Here is a 16226-nt window from a genome sequence, read left to right as displayed (position 1 = left end):
AGCGCGACGCGTCTTTGTACCACAGTAAATTGACAATCCACAACCAGGGCGGCTACGGTTTAGCGGAACTTTCTCGTCTTGGCGCGACGCCGCGTAGCGTGACGGCCTCTGTCTCCGAGCGCAAACTCTCCACCCGCGCTGCCAGGGCGGCCGCGCTGGCCCCTGAAGGAAACGGGTCGAAGGCGTAGCCGCGGCGTGCCCAGGAGTCGAGGCCGCCCTTGAGCGCGCGAATCCGCGTAAACCCTTTACGGCGCATATGTAACCTGATGCGCATGGCTGTAGCCTCGTCCTGACACACGCAATACACCACGCGGTGCTTTCCCGGCAAAGCCTCTTCGATCTCGGCCGCCGAAGTCGCATCGAGCGGCTGGGCGCCGGGAATGCGATGGCTATCGTCCTGCACCGCGGACTCTGGCCGCGCGTCCAGAATGATCGGCGGCGACTCCGAGCGCAAGGTCGCCTCGAACTGTTCCTGGGTAATCCGTACCTGCTTGAGCCAGCGTCTAAAGCGCCAGCGCTGGATGCAGCGAACCACGAAGTAGAGGAGCGACGCCGCCAGCACCAGATCGATCACCGTCGTGCCATGTGCCCGGACTGCGAGCACGAACAGACCGAGCTGCTTCTGGAACAGGGCGCCCCCTAGCAGCCAGAACGTTGCCCATATCACAGCGCCTAGCAGATCCCATGCGGCAAATATCTTTGGGTCGACCCGCGTGGTACCCATTAGCGGCGGGGTGGCGAGGGCAAGACCCGGGATGAATTTGGACACCGACACGATCGGCGCGCCAAAGCGCTCAAACAGGGAGCGCGTAGTCCGCACGCGTGCACCGGCAGACATCGATAGACGCGAAAGCGCGTTAATCAGCCGCTGGCCGTACAGGCGTCCTGCCGCGAACCAGATGCCATCGCCGAGCAATGCGCCGAGCACCGCTGCCGGCAATACATACCAGAACGACAGGGCACCGCTCGCGACCGCGGTACCGGCGAACAGCAGGACGGGCACCGCGGGTAGGGGAACACCGAGACGCGTCAGAAAGACGTTTAGAAAGACGACCGCGCCGCCCCAGGTCGAAATCTCCGATTGCGGAAACTCTATCAATTGCGCGGCTCCTGAAGTCACGGCTGAGGGCGCAGCAGCAGCGCCGCTGCATCCGCGTTCATGGAATGTTGCATTCGCAAGCCGGATGCCCGGACAGGCGTCAACACGGGTTCATTTTACGTTTGAATCGATCAGCGTCACGCGCACGCCTTCGCATCCGGCGTCGCTGGAAACTTCAAGTTCGCGCCATGGGCCTTTGGGTCCCTCCACGGAGATCAGCGGATCGATTTGCCGGTCCGGGCGTAGCACATTGAATGGCCACGTTGGGCGCCGCAACCGCTCATGGACCAGCGAGCCTAGCCAGATCTGCGCGGACGGTCCACCGCTTTTGCGTTGCACGGCATACGTGGTGGGCCAGAAGCGCAAGACGTCGCGCTCGTCGCGCGCATCGCGGGCACGCGTAAAGACGAGTGTCGAGGGCTCGCCGTTATTGAGCTTCGGCAAAACGGGTAACGCGGTCGCCTCGGGGTCGGGGGCGACCAGCGAGAGGATGGAGCGCACCGAGAGTTGCGTGCCTTCCATCCAGCCGCGGTCGGCCAATTGCGATTCGATCTGTTCGCGGTTGGCTGACCACTGCACCGTGATCGGCTCGCGCCGGTCGCCTGTCATGTCAGAGCGGTAGCAGGCAAAGGTCTTCCAGAGCGTATCGGTCCATTGCGCTTCGGTGACGACCTCGAGAGGAGGGCGTTGTTCGCTGGACGGTACGCTGCCCAAATGGTGAAGTTCGATTTGCGGTGCTGCGCTGGCGCAGATCACCAGCAGCATCACAGCGGGCATAAACTCGCGTGGAGCGGGCATCCCAGGGTTGCGCCACACGGCGGTCAATGCAACGACGGCGACCCAGATCGCCGCGAACGCCGCGCCGCCCACCGCATCGGAGAACGAAAAGCGTCCCACGTAGAGCCCGGCGAACGCTACCGCCACGACGATCGCGGCGCTGACCGTCGTTACCAGGACGCCCTGAATTTTGCCGACGCGACGCGACAGCAGGAAGGCGAGAAAGCCGTAGACAATCGCGCTTGCCGCTACGTGATTGCTGGGGAATGCATACGCTTCGAAACCGGTGGAAACGGGCGACACCTGCCGCACCGTCAACTGGATGGCGAAGATCAGCAATTGCGAAAAAGCGACTGCCGCCAGCCAGTAGGCGACGGCGAGCCAACGCCGTTCGTATGTCATCCAGACGATAACGGTCGCGACAACGGCGGCCAGCGTAGGGACGCTGCCCAGCGTGGCGAGGCCCGATACCAGCGAGTCGGCCCAGGGAGAGTGTATCGATTGAAGGAATCGATACACCGACATGTCGATCTGAACCAGCGGGTCGCCATTGGCCACGCCTTGAAACACCCCGAAGAAGATCCCTGCGAACAACAGCACCAGTACGGAGATGATGGCGACGATGCTCATCGCCGGCCTCTCGGGATCCAGCACCTGCACGAGGACGCTTGCCGCACGTCCGTTGTGACAACGGGCCCACACGACCAGCTCGCGACGCGATGCGTTGGCCCATGCCCGCGCGCGCAAGACGATGTGGCGCATTGCCTGGAAGCTCAGCCATCCGATTGCGGCGAGAATCGCGATGACGGCGACCAGACGAAACGAAACGGCGCCCGCCAGTTGCAGGGACGCGCCGAACACGACCCCCGGAAGAATGTGCGCGGGTGCCCAAAGTACTGCAGACAGGGCGTTCATCGCGTAGAAGCGCGTTGGGCTCATTCCCAGCATGCCTGCGACGACTGGCACGATGGCGCGCACCGGTGCGATGAAACGGGCAAACACGACGCTGCGCGCGCCGTGCTGCGTGAAATACTGATGGCCGGTCTGCAGGATCTGCGGATGCGTGCGGAACGGCCAGAGTTGGACGAGCGTATTGCGGTAGCGGTGGCCGATCCAATAGCTGAGTCCGTCGCCCGCGATGGCGCCGACGAGCGCGCAAGCGAACAGCCAGCCGAGGTTGAGCGCACCTGTGCCGACTAACGCTCCGGCCAGAAACATGGCTGTGCTACCGGGGATGAAGGTACCGATGACTGCGACCGACTCCAGAAAGGCTGCCAGAAATACCACCGCCAACGTCCATCCCGCGTGGCCGCCGAGCAGATGCAACAGGTGAACATACGCTTGCTCCATCTACCTCTCCGGCGGTGCAGCACTATGACGAATGAACGCGAACGGGAAAACGTGTCATATCAGAATATAACCTCAGCAGGTGTCATGCCGCACCGAAGCATGCGGTCGACAAGCAAGGCGGCGGCCTTGGACAGCGGGAGTCTGCGCTGGTGGGGCGGTTCGTTGACGTCTTGCGAACTTGACCTATAACGGAGGTGCGGTGCGGGCATTCCCTGCGTCTTGGGCTGGGTATCAACCCCCTTCAGACGCTCGTTTGTTGCACTGCATTGCCCCTTCGGGCAACGGGGAGGGCGATAGGCGTCGTTAGTCGGGTAGCGTGGCGGGAATGTCGCCGGCGGGCCGTGGCGGCCCGTTGTGCGTCCGCTCGAGGATGCAAGGAGCGTCGAGATGAAAGCACTTATCGTATTGCCGTTGGCTGGCGCGGGGCTGCTGCTGGCGGCCAGCGTAACAAACGGGCAGGAGATTCGCCCGGACATGCAAGCGCGGGGGCGCGCGATCCAGGAGCGGAACGCGAACGAGACCGCGCAAGACGCGACAGACATGCCCTACAGCGAAACGGGGCAGCCCGGCATGTCGCAGGCACACGCTATGACTAACGCGTCATATGGAGGTACTGTCGATTTCGATGGACAGTCGGGCGGCCCGCGATGCGCGACCCGTCCGCAATGCAACATTTTCCGCGGCCGATGACGTCAGGCGGTGTTTCCCGGGTCGGGACGTAACGGCGCACGTTTGCAAACGCGGCGCCGTCCGTGCGAAAAACTGCGTAGTGTCGAAAGGGTAGATTGCCGTGGCTGCCGTAGCCGAACGAAGAAATCGCCACCGGGCAGCGGTGCTAATTAATCTGGATAACTGATAAATAATTTCCGTGTGTGTGTCATGTGCCCAGCCTGTAGACACGTAAATCATTCTTCATCTTGGCGAAACGGCGTTTACGGGCTGGGAAGATTAACGTTGTCTTGCAGGTTCTTGTTTAGCAGGCCAACGTAAGAGCGTCCTTCTCGCGTTAGGCCTGCTCAATGGCTCTAACCCTGGAGGGCACAAATGAAACACTTCGAAAAGGCAATAGCGGCAGCGGTTTTGCTGACCGTGAGCGCGGCTGGCTGGGCATCCCCCGGACTGACACCGCAGCAATGCAACGACTATCCGTTCACGCGCCTCAAAACCGAGGTTACGCATAAGCAATTGATGAACGAGCTGTCGGAGCTCGAAGCGGTCGGCTATGACCCGAGCGCTAACGACAACTATTACCCGTCCGAACTCATGGCCGCTCAGAAGAAGCTGAACGCGGAATATCGACAGGATTGCACGCCCGCGAACGGTGTACCGACCGTGCAATACTCGGCGACGCCATAGCGATCCGCAGAGCGCATGAGCACGTCCGGCAATAGCCCGGAAGCTTGTTTTGACCGATGCTGTCGCACCTGCACGACACTTGCCGGTCTAAAGCGAGCAATTTTTTTCAAAAAGGAAACTCGAGGCCGCTCCACCAAAGGCGATGGAGCGGCTGCCTTTCGTACTTGCGTTTGTTGAAAGTCTGACTTTCTTTAGTGCCCGTCTCGTCAAGAAAAGTGGCTACTTAAACTTTGCTTGCACTTTCATGTTGCTGCCGCACCCGGCAGTGACAGCGCCGCAGAGCGCAGAAGGGCAAAGGAAAAGACAGACTCTCTCACCTCACTTATCAGGTACAAGGCAAATGAAGAAACCATGTTTGGCCGGATTGTTGTCCGCACTTGCGCTGTGTAATGTCGCGCATGCTCAAAACAGTGTCACGCTTTATGGCCTCATTGATGAGGGTTTCGATTTCACCACCAACGCCGCCGGCAACCGCGGCTACCAGATGGTGAGCGGCGACGCGGCCGGGAGCCGCTTTGGCCTGAAAGGCAGCGAAGACCTTGGCGGCGGCCTGAGCGCAATCTTTCGTTTGGAAAACGGCTTCAACACCAACACGGGCACAATGGGGCAAGGCGGTCTGCTGTTCGGCCGCCAGGCTTATGTTGGCCTGTCGTCGGCGCAGTACGGCACCTTCACGATGGGCCGCCAGTACGATCCGACCGTCGATATGTGGAGCGCTCTCACCGCGGCCGGCAATTGGGAGGGCGACCTTGGTTCACACCCGTACGACAACGACAATGCGGACTGGGATTACCGCATCCAGAACTCGATCAAGTATGTGTCGCCTACGGTTGCGGGCTTCAGCGGCGAGGCCCTGTACGGCTTTAGCAATGAGGCGGGTGGGTTTGCCGACAATCGCGTATACAGTGCAGCGGTCCAGTACCAGATGGGCCCGGTCACTGCGGTTGCCGCTTATATGAAGACCGACAACGGCGGTGCGACTGCCGGTGGCGCGGCGCCGAGCGCGACAGTGGTGTTCATGGGGAGCTCGCAACAAAACATCGACGCCGCCTTTTCGTACAAGTTCGCCGACAAGGCGATCGTCTCGCTGGCCTATTCGCACGTTGATATCTACAACCCGACCTCCAACGCTTACTTCGTTACGCAACCGGCGCCCGGAACACAGAACTCGTGGAAGTTCGACAATATCGAACTCAACGGCCAGTACTTCTTTGCACATGACTTCTGGCTAGGCGCGGCGTACACGTATACGCGCGCTCACGTTTCGACGGTGACGGGCAGTTCGGATCCGAACTGGAACCAGCTATCGCTGATGCTCGACTATGATCTGAGCGCACGCACCTCGGTTTACGTGCAGGGAGCGTACCAACATGCAGATGGCAAGACCGGCCAGGACTTTGATTATGCGAACATTCTCGGATCGCCAGGCGAGTCGTCGAGCGGCAACCAGATGGTGTATCGCATCGCTATGATGCATCGCTTCTAAGACGCCCCACTTTAGCGTCAGCATAAAAAGCACACGCCGGAATTCGGCGTGTGCTTTTTTCATTGTTGCGGTATTTCGCGCTCAGGTTGCCTTCGACGCGATCTTTCGTGAGTCATGTGACGGCTTGCAGTTGGCTCAATGTAAAGAATTTGCATTGATGTTTCATGCAATGTGTACAAACGTGACGGGTTTTTCATCTTCGTGCGGTCTGGTATTTATTCGTGCGGGGCTATGATGCCAGGACTGTAACCAGTAGGACTATGTCCTGGTGGCGCGCAACAGGAGATTGGCAGGGCACTGCCTGATGGCGAGCTTCGCATGGACGCCGATGCAGGCGTGTCGCGGCAAGCGTAGATGAGACGTCACTCAAATTAAATATAGCAGAATCTGTAAGCTATGGAATCCTTATTGTAATGTTTTTGGCGATGTTGAAGCTTTCGACATCGATAGCAGAAAACGCGCGTGACTTTCGGATGTTCACTATGTGGTCTTACGCTCAATCCATTTTCCTCTTGACCGCTTGCGTCGCGAGGATGCCCGTCAAGTCCACGCTTTCAACAAATCTACAAGTGAGGGGCCGATGACCGTGTCCACTCTGGATTTTGGCAAAGTACGAGGGAAGGCGATCTCCACCGATAAACAGGAGACGACCGTCAGGCACCGTTCGGGCGAACGCTGGCATACGACTACGTTTAGATGGCTGTCAGCATACGCGGCGATTTTTACCTTGTGTTTCGTGGCCTTGCTGGGGTTCCTCGAATACTCCGTGGGCGCGGCGATGGAACGTGAAGCCGACAGTGGGATTCGCTGGCAGATGCGTTACTTCGATTCGAAGTCTGACGATCAACTCGCCTCCGTCATCAGCCAAAGACTCGAGCGCGAAATCCGGCACACCAATTACTACGGCGTATTCGCTCCAGACGGTCACCGGATAGCGGGAGACATTGGCGAGATGCCACCAGGGCTGAAGCTCGACAAAGCCGGCGAATCCCATAGCACCAGCATGGGACGCACGATCGAACTGCCGGATAACGCGTCGATGCCCACGGTGCGTGTGATAGGGGAGCTCCGCGACAACGGTGTCAAACTCGTCATAGGACGAAACCTGTCCGATGTGCAGCATGTGCGGGAAGAACTGACCAAGGTGTTGATCGGCGGCGGCGTGCTGTGTCTCGGGCTCAGTCTTGCTACCGGCCTGTTGCTGAGCTTGCGTCAGATGGGCCGCGTGGCGGACATGCGGCGCGTGACGACCCGCATCGCCAATGGGGACCTCGCGCAACGCTTGCCCACCGGCGGTCGTGACGAACTGGACATGCTGTGTCACCTCGTCAATCACATGCTCGACGAAGTCGAGCGCCTCATGAATGAAGTCAAAGGCGCGTGCGACGGCATTGCGCACGATCTGCGTACGCCGCTGGTGCGTTTGCGTCTACAGCTGGCCAACCTCGCCGAGCGGGTGCGGACCACGGGCGACAACGCGGCCGACTCGCTGCTCGCTAACGCGCGTGTCGAAGCCGACTCGATTCTCGAACGCTTTGGCGCGATGCTGCGTATTTCGGAGATTGGTGCGCTGCAACGGCGCAGCGGCTTCGACGTGATCTCCTTGCGGACTCTGGTCGATGAGCTGTGCGAGCTCTATGAACCGCTTGCCGAAGAAAAATCGATCATTCTGAAGTCCAGCACGGAAGCAGTCGGACCGTTGCATGCTGACCGCGCCTTGCTATTCGAGGCATTCAGTAACCTGCTCGACAATGCGATCAAATTCGCGCCCAACGGCGGCGAGGTGAGCGTCGATCTATGGTCGAGCCAGTCGGGGCCTCAACTCGTGATTGCCGATAACGGCCCCGGCATTCCGGTGAGCGAGCGTAATGCAGTGCTAAACCGCTTTTACCGTGTCGAGCAGACACGTCACGTACCGGGAACCGGTCTTGGACTTGGCATCGTTTCGGCAATCATCCGGCTGCATGACTTCGAGCTGCGAATTGGCGGCGAAGACCGGGGAACGACAATCACAATCGATTGCTGGCCACACAACTTGCAGTAGGTCATAACGCTAGATGAGAATCCTGCTGGTTTCTTCCTCCGAAACGGAGACGGTCTACCTACATAAGGCATTCAGGGAAAGCGCGCATAGCGTCCAGGCAGCGGACAATCTCCGCTACGCCCTCTATCTCGCCTCGCATGAGGAGTTCGATGCGATCGTCATTTCCGCTGTAGGCGTCACCCTGATCACCTCGCTCTTCGACGCGCTACCCGAACTGGCGCGGCTGCCACGTGCCCCGGCCGTGATCGTTGCGCTTGCCAGCGGCAGTTCGCAAGATCGCGCCCGGGTGTTGCGCGCGGGCGCCGACGCCTGCTTCGTGCAACCGTATTCGTTTCTGGAGATGCAGGAGCGCATGCTGGCGCTTCATCGGGCATCGGTGGCGCGCTCGGCTCAACCATCGGCCACCATGATCCAGCTAAAGCTGGATCCGCTTACCCGCGATCTCGTCGAAGACGGCAAGCGCGTACTGATGACCAAGCGCGAATATCTGCTGATTGAATGTCTGCTGCGTCAGGTGAACGCACCGGTCGCGAGAGATCAGCTAATCCGCTACGCATGGCCCGACAAGGAGGACGTCGATCCGTCCAGCGTCAACCTGGTGGTGTCGCGTTTGAGGCGCAAGCTGGAAATGAACGAGTTTAGAGCGAGGGTCGAGACGATTAGCCGGTACGGCTATCAGTTGGCTTCGCGTTGAACATCAAACGGTGAATCTGCATGCGCACGATAAGGCGCGCCCAGTCTGGCGTCGCACTAAGCGGGTATCACAAGGATAACTGAACATTTTAGATAATTAAGCCGGCTGGATTGACCTGTTCGCGTTACGTGGGTCTGGCCACTGAAGCGGGCCGGCCATCCAGCGCATGTTGCTCAATGATGGGCATACACAGTGCTGTCGAGATAGGCGAGTTGGCCGTCCTGCTCGGCCTTGACGAGTCTCTGATACACCTGTGCGCGGGTTCTTCCAGCAACCGGTTGACCATAAGGCGCGACCCACTGGCCGGCTTGATCGGGCGTTGCTGCTGCGGTGGTGAAGCTGGAGTCGCTCGATGCCGAATGCGGATCGCTTGCTCCCGTGTTGGTCTGGGCAAATGCGCTGCTGCTTGCGGCGAGGCTGATAAGCGCTGCCAGCATGAAGGTTTTCATGACAGATTCCTTGATGTCAGAAGGTGCAAAGGCGGGTGAAGCCGGATTGCGTTGCGGGATGCCATTGGTCACGCCGGCATCCCGCGAGGCGTTTACGGATGAGCGTAGACGACGGTATTCAGGTAGTTAAGCTGACCATCTTTTTCGGCTTGCACGAGTTCGCCGTAAACCTGGGCACGGGTCTTCGGCGCCATCGCCTGGGACGGCGGAACCCATGTGCCGGCGTCTTGCGGCGTGGCGTTCGACATTGCCACGGTGCTCGGGGCGTCGTTCGATGTAGCGGCAGTGGCCTGGTTACTTTGGGCAAAGGCCGAGCTGGTTGCGAGAATACCCAGCAGAGCTGCGATCTTGATGGCTTTCATGACTGCTCCTCTAAGAGGAAGAGATGGTTTAGGTCCGGTCTGTACCGCACAACGCGATGTGCGTCTCGGTAAGAAGCAGAATAGAGCGGTGGGCCTATCGCAACGCGAGCATGAAAGTGAAGAGATTTTTAATCAGCAGCAATGTTTAGCCAAGAATGTAACCGGACCCTCTAACCGTGCGGATTTGCGGGGCTTCTCCCGCAGCGCCGAGCTTCTTGCGCAAGCGCCCCACATGAACATCGATCAGATTCGTGCCCGGGTCGAAGCGGCAACCCCACACGCCCTCGAAGATCATCGTACGGGTGAGCACCTGGCCAGAGTGGCGCATCATGTATTCGAGCAGTTTGAGTTCGGTTGGCTGGAGGTCCAGCACCTCACCGTGATGACTGGCTCTATGCTTGAGCAGATCGAATTTCAGTTCGCTAACCTGAAGGCTCGTTTCAGCCGTGCGCTGCGGGGTTTTGCGCCGCAGGAGCACCTCGGCGCGAGCGGCCATTTCTTCGCGCGCGAACGGCTTGGTGAGATAGTCGTCGCCACCGGCCCTTAAGCCCCTGACGCGTTCGTCGACATTCGACATGGAGCTGACGAGCAGCACGGGCGTATCGATGCCTACGTCGCGCATGGTCGTGAGAATCGTCAAGCCATCCAGGTCAGGAAGCGTGCGATCCAGTGTTACGAGATCGTAGGGGAACGCCATGATTTTGGCGATGCCATCGCGCCCGCAGCGTGCGACGTCGACCTCATAGCCAGACTCCGAGAGCGAGCTCACAATCTCGTGAATCATCAATTCATCGTCTTCCACAGAGAGCACTTTAGGCATGGCTTATCGGTTCACGAAGGAGGAGGCACGAGTCGACCCTGCATTCGCACTGCTGACAATGCGTGCTCGGATGACCATCGAAGAGATCACACGGTCATCATCACCGATGGCTGGTAACCTGGCGTCGCCACAGGGATTAAGGGTTTTTAATGGTTTTGCAACGGAGCCGGGTGCGATGTGCGGCTTTATGCGGTAGGTCGTTACACAAGGGAGCCGCCGTGACTTCAACGTGTTCCACGCCGAAATGATTGCGCGCGAAGCATGGGCTCGGATTTAATTTGTGTCAGACTAGCTTGCTATCGGTTCTGCGGCCGCTAGCCTGCATGGCCCGGCGTCGAGGTTTCAGTCACGACACCACCGCGCGCGACATCACACACGCACGTCTGGGCTCGCACGCAATCTCGACGGGCGGCGACGCAACACCTTCCGGTTCCATTCCTTATTCACTCGGTTTTTCATGCGCTCCAAGTTCTTCAAATGGTTTTTCATTGTCGGCCTGCTCGGCAGCGGCACGGTCTATTCCGCGTTGATCCTCGTGTTATTCCCTTTCGCGGGAAGGTCAGGACGTTACTGGCTGGCAGCGCAATGGTGTCGTGCAATGGTTGCATGGATGCGTTGGCTACCCGGCGTGACCTGTTCGGTGGAAGGGCTTGAGCACCTCCCGGCCGGGCCGTCGATTCTATTGTGCCGGCACGAGTCGACATGGGAGACGCTGGCATTTCTCGCGCTGTTTCCACGCCGCATCAGTTTCGTCTTCAAGGAAGATTTGTTGCGCATTCCGTTTTTCGGCTGGGTGCTGCGGGGCCTGGATATGGTAAGCCTGAACCGCGGGTCGCCGCGTCAGGCTCATCAGGCGGTCACGCAAGAGTGTGCCGAGCGGCTCGCCAAGGGTGATGTCGTAGTGATCTTTCCGGAGGGCACCCGCGTGCCGCACGACGCGCCGCTTCGGCTGACCTCGGGCGGGATCCGTCTGGCATGTGCGACTGGCGCCCCGGTGGTACCCGTGGTGCATAACGCGGGAAAAGTTTGGCCGGCAAAAGGGTGGCCAGACAGAAAAGGGCATATCCGGGTCGTCGTGGGTCCCGAATTTTCCTCTGTTGAGACTTCGCAACAGGAGTTGAGCCGGGCGGTTCACGACTGGATGAAAACGGCTTTACTAAAGCTCTGATGGCTTTGCGGAAAATATGCGGGTACGTTTTACCGGATCTTTGCGTCTAATCGGGTATTTATTGCCTGCGTGCTCGCGACAAAGGCCCATAGGGCGGCTCAGACTTCTATAAAAGCAAATGGCCCGCCGAGGCGGGCCATTTGCAGCAGGGGGGAACTAGCGTCCCGGCCTGTTACAGCGGCGTGATGTTTGCCGCTTGCTTACCCTTCGGGCCTTGCTTCACTTCGAAGCTGACCTTCTGGTTTTCCTGCAGCGATTTGAAGCCGCTTCCCTGAACTTCCGAGAAGTGTGCGAACAGATCTTCGCCGCCGCCGTCAGGCGTAATGAAACCAAAACCCTTTGCATCATTGAACCACTTCACAATACCGGTTGCCATTTTTTAATCCATTCAATTTAAATGTCGCGTTCGCGTTTGCCGCGTCTTCGCCCCGCGACCGAACGCGAAGAATGACTTTGTACCACGCTGATATCAAACCTGCCAATCATGATGTTTCAGTAGGTCGCTTAAATCGGACAAATGACAGCCAGGCGGTGTTGGGAAACTGTAATGTCAGGGTAGGGTAAACTGCGCCTACACTCTCCCGAGGAAATACATGAAACATTACTTGCAGGAAGAGTTGACATCGTTTTGGGGCCGTCTGACCCCTTACTTCGCGCTGCTGGAATCCGCGCAAAGCGACGTTCTGGAGCCGATTGGGCGTGTCACTGTGGACACGGACGAGCGGCAGGCATTTGCGCTGCATACCACTGATGCCAAACCGCAGGGCGATACGTCGGAGCTTCCGACGGGGCAAAGCGCTACCTATACGCGGCTGAAGGGCGATGGAGCGGTGTGGGGCCCGTGGTTCAGGGAAGCGTATTGATCTGATATCGCTCGTGTCACTCGCGGTGCGTGAAGATTTGCGACAATGATGGTTTGCGGTGGGTGCCTTCGGCGATCTGTACGTGGTCGTGGGCGCTAGCGCTTCCTAATTCACCTCGTTTCGACGTATGAGCAAGTCTGCATTCATTCCCAGTGTTCCAGCGAAGTCCGAGAGCGATTTCGAAGTCTCGGCTTCGACTCGCCTCGCCGGGTATCGGCGGTTTTTTGGCGTCTTGAAGGTGGTTCGCAAGACCGATGGGAAGGTGTTGTTTCCATTCGATGGGGCGGGGGAGATTGGGCCGTTTGCTACCAAGGTTGAGGCGCTTGCTGCTGCGCAGGTGCAGGGTGAGCGGATTGTTGCGGGGGATTTGGGGAATCCGGAGCTATAGGCGGCGTTTGGGGGGGTGCCTGCGGCGCCTTGGTTTCCGTGTTCCTATAGTGTTGGCCTTTCCTTGCATTCTTATGCAAAGAAAGTAAGCAAAGAAAGCGGGCTTGCAACCGCCAGCCTGTAGGTGTCCCCCACTGGCATGAAGCCAGAGTGGTCCGCGCACGAGAGCCGCCCTCGCACCCCCCCGTTAGTGACAAAGGACTCATCCGTTCCAGCGTCGCGCTTCGCGCCCCGCCGTCGGGCATAAGCCCCTCTGCAAACTGTGTAGGCGTTCTAACTATGTTGGATTGCCCCTTCGCCGAAAATTCCAGTCTTCCCTCGCAAACCACGCCTTCCCTGGCAGACCGGTCCGCGACGCACGTAGTGCGGAGTGGGATGAATGAGTCCCTTGTCAAAACCAGCGGCGATGCGAGAGATCATTTCGTGCGCGCGCCACTCCGGGCTCATCTCACTGGTGGACACCTACAGGCTGGCGGTGTGAAGCCCGCTTTCTTTGCTTACTTTCTTTGCGGCGGCGACCCGAAGGTAGTCCCTGTGGGACAAAGACAGTAAGTGCCGCCCCGCACAGGGGCATCACAAGCAAACCAATAAGAATGCAAGGAAAGGCCAACACCACAGGAACACGGACAAGCGCCGCAGGCAAAACCCCCTAGCTCTTATTGCGCGTCCACCTGCGCATGACTGACCGTCACATTCTGAGAAGTATCACCAGCCACCGCAGGCCCCGCGCCTGCACCCTGTCCCATAGTCCACCCGGCAGGCTTGGTCGTCCACGGACTAGAAACCGGGTCCCCCTGATAAGTCATCCCCGCCGTCGCAGCACCGTGCGCATTCCCGGCAAACGCCACACCCGACACCCCGAACGAAACCGCAGCCACTCCCGTCAAGACGACAGTCAGAATTGCCTTGTTCATTTCATTTCTCCCAGAATGCGATGCAGAGATTGCGCCGCGTCACTTCATATACGAGGTCTCCTCATCACTGGATGCACGACGCAATAAAGTCGAAAGTCCACGACAAATGCCGCGCTCCCCGAGGCGCAGCCCGGTAACCTCACGTTACCAATCTCGCATGCACGTTTCACCTGTAAATCCGAACTCTCCATAGACTCCCGTCACTGCCTGTGTCGCTTGTAGCGTCCGGCCATGAGTCGATCACCGAGGTCGTGCGCGCTCGCATGTACGCCGCGGTCGGCATCGCGCACGGGGCCGCTCGTCGCCCTCGTGCGCCAAGCTTTTTATGCGGGAGATCTCAATGCAGCGAACGCGTAACCCCCTCGTCACTGCCCAACTGGACGGCACGGAGCTGTGCGCCGACTATTGCGAGCAAACGGGGCGTCTTCGTGTTCTGCAGGGCACGACGGTCGTGCAGGAATGGTTTCCTCCCAATTCATGGATCGCCATCGCGTCAGTGGCCGGCGCCCGGAACTGGGGGACGCGGCCCGATTCCAATGAACTTCAAACTCTGCTTGCCAGTCAGGCATCCTTGTTGCGTCTCGGCTAGCGGCTCTGAATGCGCCCGGTGGCGCACGTTCTCGATTGCCCGATAAGCCGGTGTCGCCGGCGCTTTACCACCGCTATGCCTCTTTGAACCCGTTCGATGCGAACAAGGCTTCGGAGGCGCCATTGCCGGGGCTGATCATGACGCAACAACGGCAGTAGCCCAGGGCTCGGATCACGTTTCCAGGCAAGTCTGGCCTCGCATTTTAATCGTTCGTGTTCCGCGCCACGCCTCGGCCCATAACATGAGTTTTTCGAATGTTTATGGCTCGAATTAGTCGCTTGCCGGTCCTCCCGACGCGGACAAGAATTCTGCTCATGCACCGGCGGCACGCCATTCACGGCCGTCGGCAATGTGTTTTTCGCACCACGCTACCTGGTAAAGACCATGCGACTCGAGCGGAATTTTGCTAACGGCCAGTTCATCGAACCCGCAACCGGTGACCTCATCTCCGTCTACAACCCCGCTACTGGGGCCCTGGTTGCCCAGGTCTCGGCTGCTTCGAAGGACGAAGCGATTGCCGCGGTCAACGCCGCCGCAGTTGCGCAGAAAGCCTGGCGTAAGCTGCCGGCCGCCGAGCGGGCGGTCCATCTGCACAAGCTTGCAGATGCGTTGACCGAATGCGCGCCGGCTATCGGCGCCGCGCTCGCGCTGGAGTCCGGCAAGAGCGTCGCGGATGCCACCAACGAAGCCATCTATGCCGCTCAGATCACCCACTATCACGCGGAATGGGCGCGCCGCATCGAAGGCGAAGTCATTCCGAGCGATACCCCCGACGAGAACCTGGTCCTGCATCGCGAGCCGATCGGTGTCGTCGCCTGCCTGATTCCGTTCAACTATCCGGTCTACACGTTGCTGCGCAAGATCGCGCCTGCGCTGATTTCCGGCAACACGGTCGTGGTGCGGCCGAGCAATAACACACCGACTTCGGCATTCGAAATTGCCAAGGCAGTCGAACGCGCCGGTGTACCGGCAGGCGTCGTGAACATTCTGGCCATGAGTCACGCCACAGCAGAAGACGTCTGCACGCATCCGGCGATCGGCATGATCACGCTGACGGGCAGCGTCAGTGCCGGGCGCAAGGTGCTCGAGTATTGCAAGGCGAATATCGCCAAGCCGTCGCTCGAACTGGGCGGCAAAACGCCCGCCATCATCGAGCCGGATGCCGACCTCGAAAAGGCCGCGCGCGAACTGGTGGCGTCCAAGACCACACACTGTGGCCAGTTGTGTACGGCGATCGAACGCGTCTATGTGCATGAGAGCGTGCACGACCGCTTTGTCGCGCTGCTCAGGCAGCACATGAGTGCCGTGAAAATCGGCGACCGCGCTGAAAATGCCGCCCTCATGGGGCCGCTTGTGAACGAGGCATCGCGTCAGTCAATCCACACAATGGTCATGCGCGCTGTGGAAGCGGGCGCCACGCTCGAGACGGGCGGCGAATTGCCCAGCGGTAACGGCTTCTTTTACCCGGCGACGTTGCTGTCGAACTGCCGCCAGGACATGGAGATCATCCAGGAAGAGACCTTTGGGCCGATCATGCCGGTCGTCAAATACGGCACGCTCGACGAAGCGCTTGAGATGGCTAACGATCACCAGTTCGGTTTGTCGTCAGTGCTTTACACCGAGAACTATCGCTCCGCGATGAAAATCGCCAACGGCATCGAAGCAGGGGAGCTGTACGTGAACCGCACGCCGGCCGATCCCTATCAGGGCTTCCACGCAGGCTGGAAGCGCTCTGGCCTGGGCGGCGACGACGGCAAGCACGGCATGCTCGAGTTTACGCAGACGCGCCTCGTGGTCATGAAGTACTAAAGGCTCGATACATACTCTAGCCCGGCACGCTGCGCATAGCGGCATGCCCTTTCTGAACC

Annotated in this window: 16 protein-coding genes; 9 read left to right on the top strand and 7 right to left on the bottom strand. The window is 59.4% G+C overall.

Features of this window, described 5'->3' with window-relative positions; all coding sequences use genetic code 11:
• Nucleotides 1-52: 52 nt before the first annotated feature.
• Complete coding sequence (locus M0954_RS08985) at nucleotides 53-1099, bottom strand: VTT domain-containing protein (RefSeq protein WP_122158029.1); 1047 nt, start codon at nucleotides 1097-1099, stop codon at nucleotides 53-55.
• A 111-nt stretch (nucleotides 1100-1210) separates the two neighbouring features.
• The gene (locus M0954_RS08980) at nucleotides 1211-3226 is read right to left on the bottom strand and encodes a bifunctional DedA family/phosphatase PAP2 family protein (protein WP_122158030.1); all 2016 of its coding nucleotides are present in this window, start codon (nucleotides 3224-3226) and stop codon (nucleotides 1211-1213) included.
• 387 nt (nucleotides 3227-3613) lie between these two features.
• Between M0954_RS08980 and M0954_RS08975 the strand changes: the two genes are divergently transcribed.
• From M0954_RS08975 to M0954_RS08955, 5 genes are all read left to right on the top strand, one after another.
• A complete protein-coding gene (locus M0954_RS08975; RefSeq protein WP_297352735.1) occupies nucleotides 3614-3916 on the top strand; it encodes a hypothetical protein in 303 nt (100 codons plus the stop codon).
• 354 nt (nucleotides 3917-4270) lie between these two features.
• Complete coding sequence (locus M0954_RS08970; protein ID WP_297352733.1) at nucleotides 4271-4582, top strand: DUF4148 domain-containing protein; 312 nt, start codon at nucleotides 4271-4273, stop codon at nucleotides 4580-4582.
• A 340-nt stretch (nucleotides 4583-4922) separates the two neighbouring features.
• Nucleotides 4923-6068: a porin gene (locus M0954_RS08965; protein ID WP_123388315.1), complete on the top strand. Its 1146-nt coding sequence runs from the start codon at nucleotides 4923-4925 to the stop codon at nucleotides 6066-6068.
• A gap of 580 nt (nucleotides 6069-6648) precedes the next feature.
• Nucleotides 6649-8112, top strand: a complete 1464-nt coding sequence (locus M0954_RS08960) for a HAMP domain-containing sensor histidine kinase (protein WP_133893612.1) — start codon at nucleotides 6649-6651, stop codon at nucleotides 8110-8112.
• Between the two features lie 13 nt (nucleotides 8113-8125).
• Complete coding sequence (locus M0954_RS08955) at nucleotides 8126-8806, top strand: response regulator transcription factor (RefSeq protein ID WP_123388313.1); 681 nt, start codon at nucleotides 8126-8128, stop codon at nucleotides 8804-8806.
• 173 nt (nucleotides 8807-8979) lie between these two features.
• Here the strand turns inward: M0954_RS08955 and M0954_RS08950 are convergent, their stop codons facing one another.
• From M0954_RS08950 to M0954_RS08940, 3 genes are all read right to left on the bottom strand, one after another.
• Complete coding sequence (locus tag M0954_RS08950; protein ID WP_122158036.1) at nucleotides 8980-9255, bottom strand: hypothetical protein; 276 nt, start codon at nucleotides 9253-9255, stop codon at nucleotides 8980-8982.
• 92 nt (nucleotides 9256-9347) lie between these two features.
• Nucleotides 9348-9617 carry a DUF4148 domain-containing protein gene (locus M0954_RS08945; RefSeq protein ID WP_122158037.1) on the bottom strand — a complete coding sequence of 90 codons (270 nt, stop codon included), beginning with the start codon at nucleotides 9615-9617 and terminating at the stop codon, nucleotides 9348-9350.
• Between the two features lie 145 nt (nucleotides 9618-9762).
• A complete protein-coding gene (locus tag M0954_RS08940; RefSeq protein WP_122158038.1) occupies nucleotides 9763-10437 on the bottom strand; it encodes a response regulator transcription factor in 675 nt (224 codons plus the stop codon).
• A gap of 457 nt (nucleotides 10438-10894) precedes the next feature.
• Here M0954_RS08940 and M0954_RS08935 point away from each other — a divergent pair, with 457 nt between their 5' ends.
• Complete coding sequence (locus tag M0954_RS08935; protein ID WP_297352731.1) at nucleotides 10895-11605, top strand: 1-acyl-sn-glycerol-3-phosphate acyltransferase; 711 nt, start codon at nucleotides 10895-10897, stop codon at nucleotides 11603-11605.
• Between the two features lie 172 nt (nucleotides 11606-11777).
• On the opposite strand, the gene M0954_RS08930 is transcribed toward M0954_RS08935, so the two are convergent.
• Nucleotides 11778-11981, bottom strand: coding sequence for a cold-shock protein (locus tag M0954_RS08930; RefSeq protein WP_074266313.1), 204 nt, complete (start codon nucleotides 11979-11981; stop codon nucleotides 11778-11780).
• A 217-nt stretch (nucleotides 11982-12198) separates the two neighbouring features.
• Between M0954_RS08930 and M0954_RS08925 the strand changes: the two genes are divergently transcribed.
• A complete protein-coding gene (locus M0954_RS08925; RefSeq protein ID WP_074266312.1) occupies nucleotides 12199-12468 on the top strand; it encodes a hypothetical protein in 270 nt (89 codons plus the stop codon).
• Nucleotides 12469-12595: 127 nt separating this feature from the next.
• The gene (locus M0954_RS08920) at nucleotides 12596-12856 is read left to right on the top strand and encodes a DUF6723 family protein (protein WP_122158040.1); all 261 of its coding nucleotides are present in this window, start codon (nucleotides 12596-12598) and stop codon (nucleotides 12854-12856) included.
• A 655-nt stretch (nucleotides 12857-13511) separates the two neighbouring features.
• Here the strand turns inward: M0954_RS08920 and M0954_RS08915 are convergent.
• Entirely contained in the window at nucleotides 13512-13769 is a 258-nt protein-coding gene (locus M0954_RS08915) for a hypothetical protein (protein WP_123388311.1), read from the bottom strand.
• 973 nt (nucleotides 13770-14742) lie between these two features.
• On the opposite strand from M0954_RS08915, the gene aldA reads away from it, so the two are divergent.
• Complete coding sequence (gene aldA, locus M0954_RS08905) at nucleotides 14743-16167, top strand: aldehyde dehydrogenase (protein ID WP_297352729.1); 1425 nt, start codon at nucleotides 14743-14745, stop codon at nucleotides 16165-16167.
• Nucleotides 16168-16226: the final 59 nt, after the last annotated feature.

The sequence above is a fragment of the Paraburkholderia sp. genome (assembly GCF_026225065.1).
Classification (GTDB): Bacteria; Pseudomonadota; Gammaproteobacteria; order Burkholderiales; family Burkholderiaceae; genus Paraburkholderia.
This window is presented reverse-complemented; position numbering and strand designations above follow the sequence as displayed.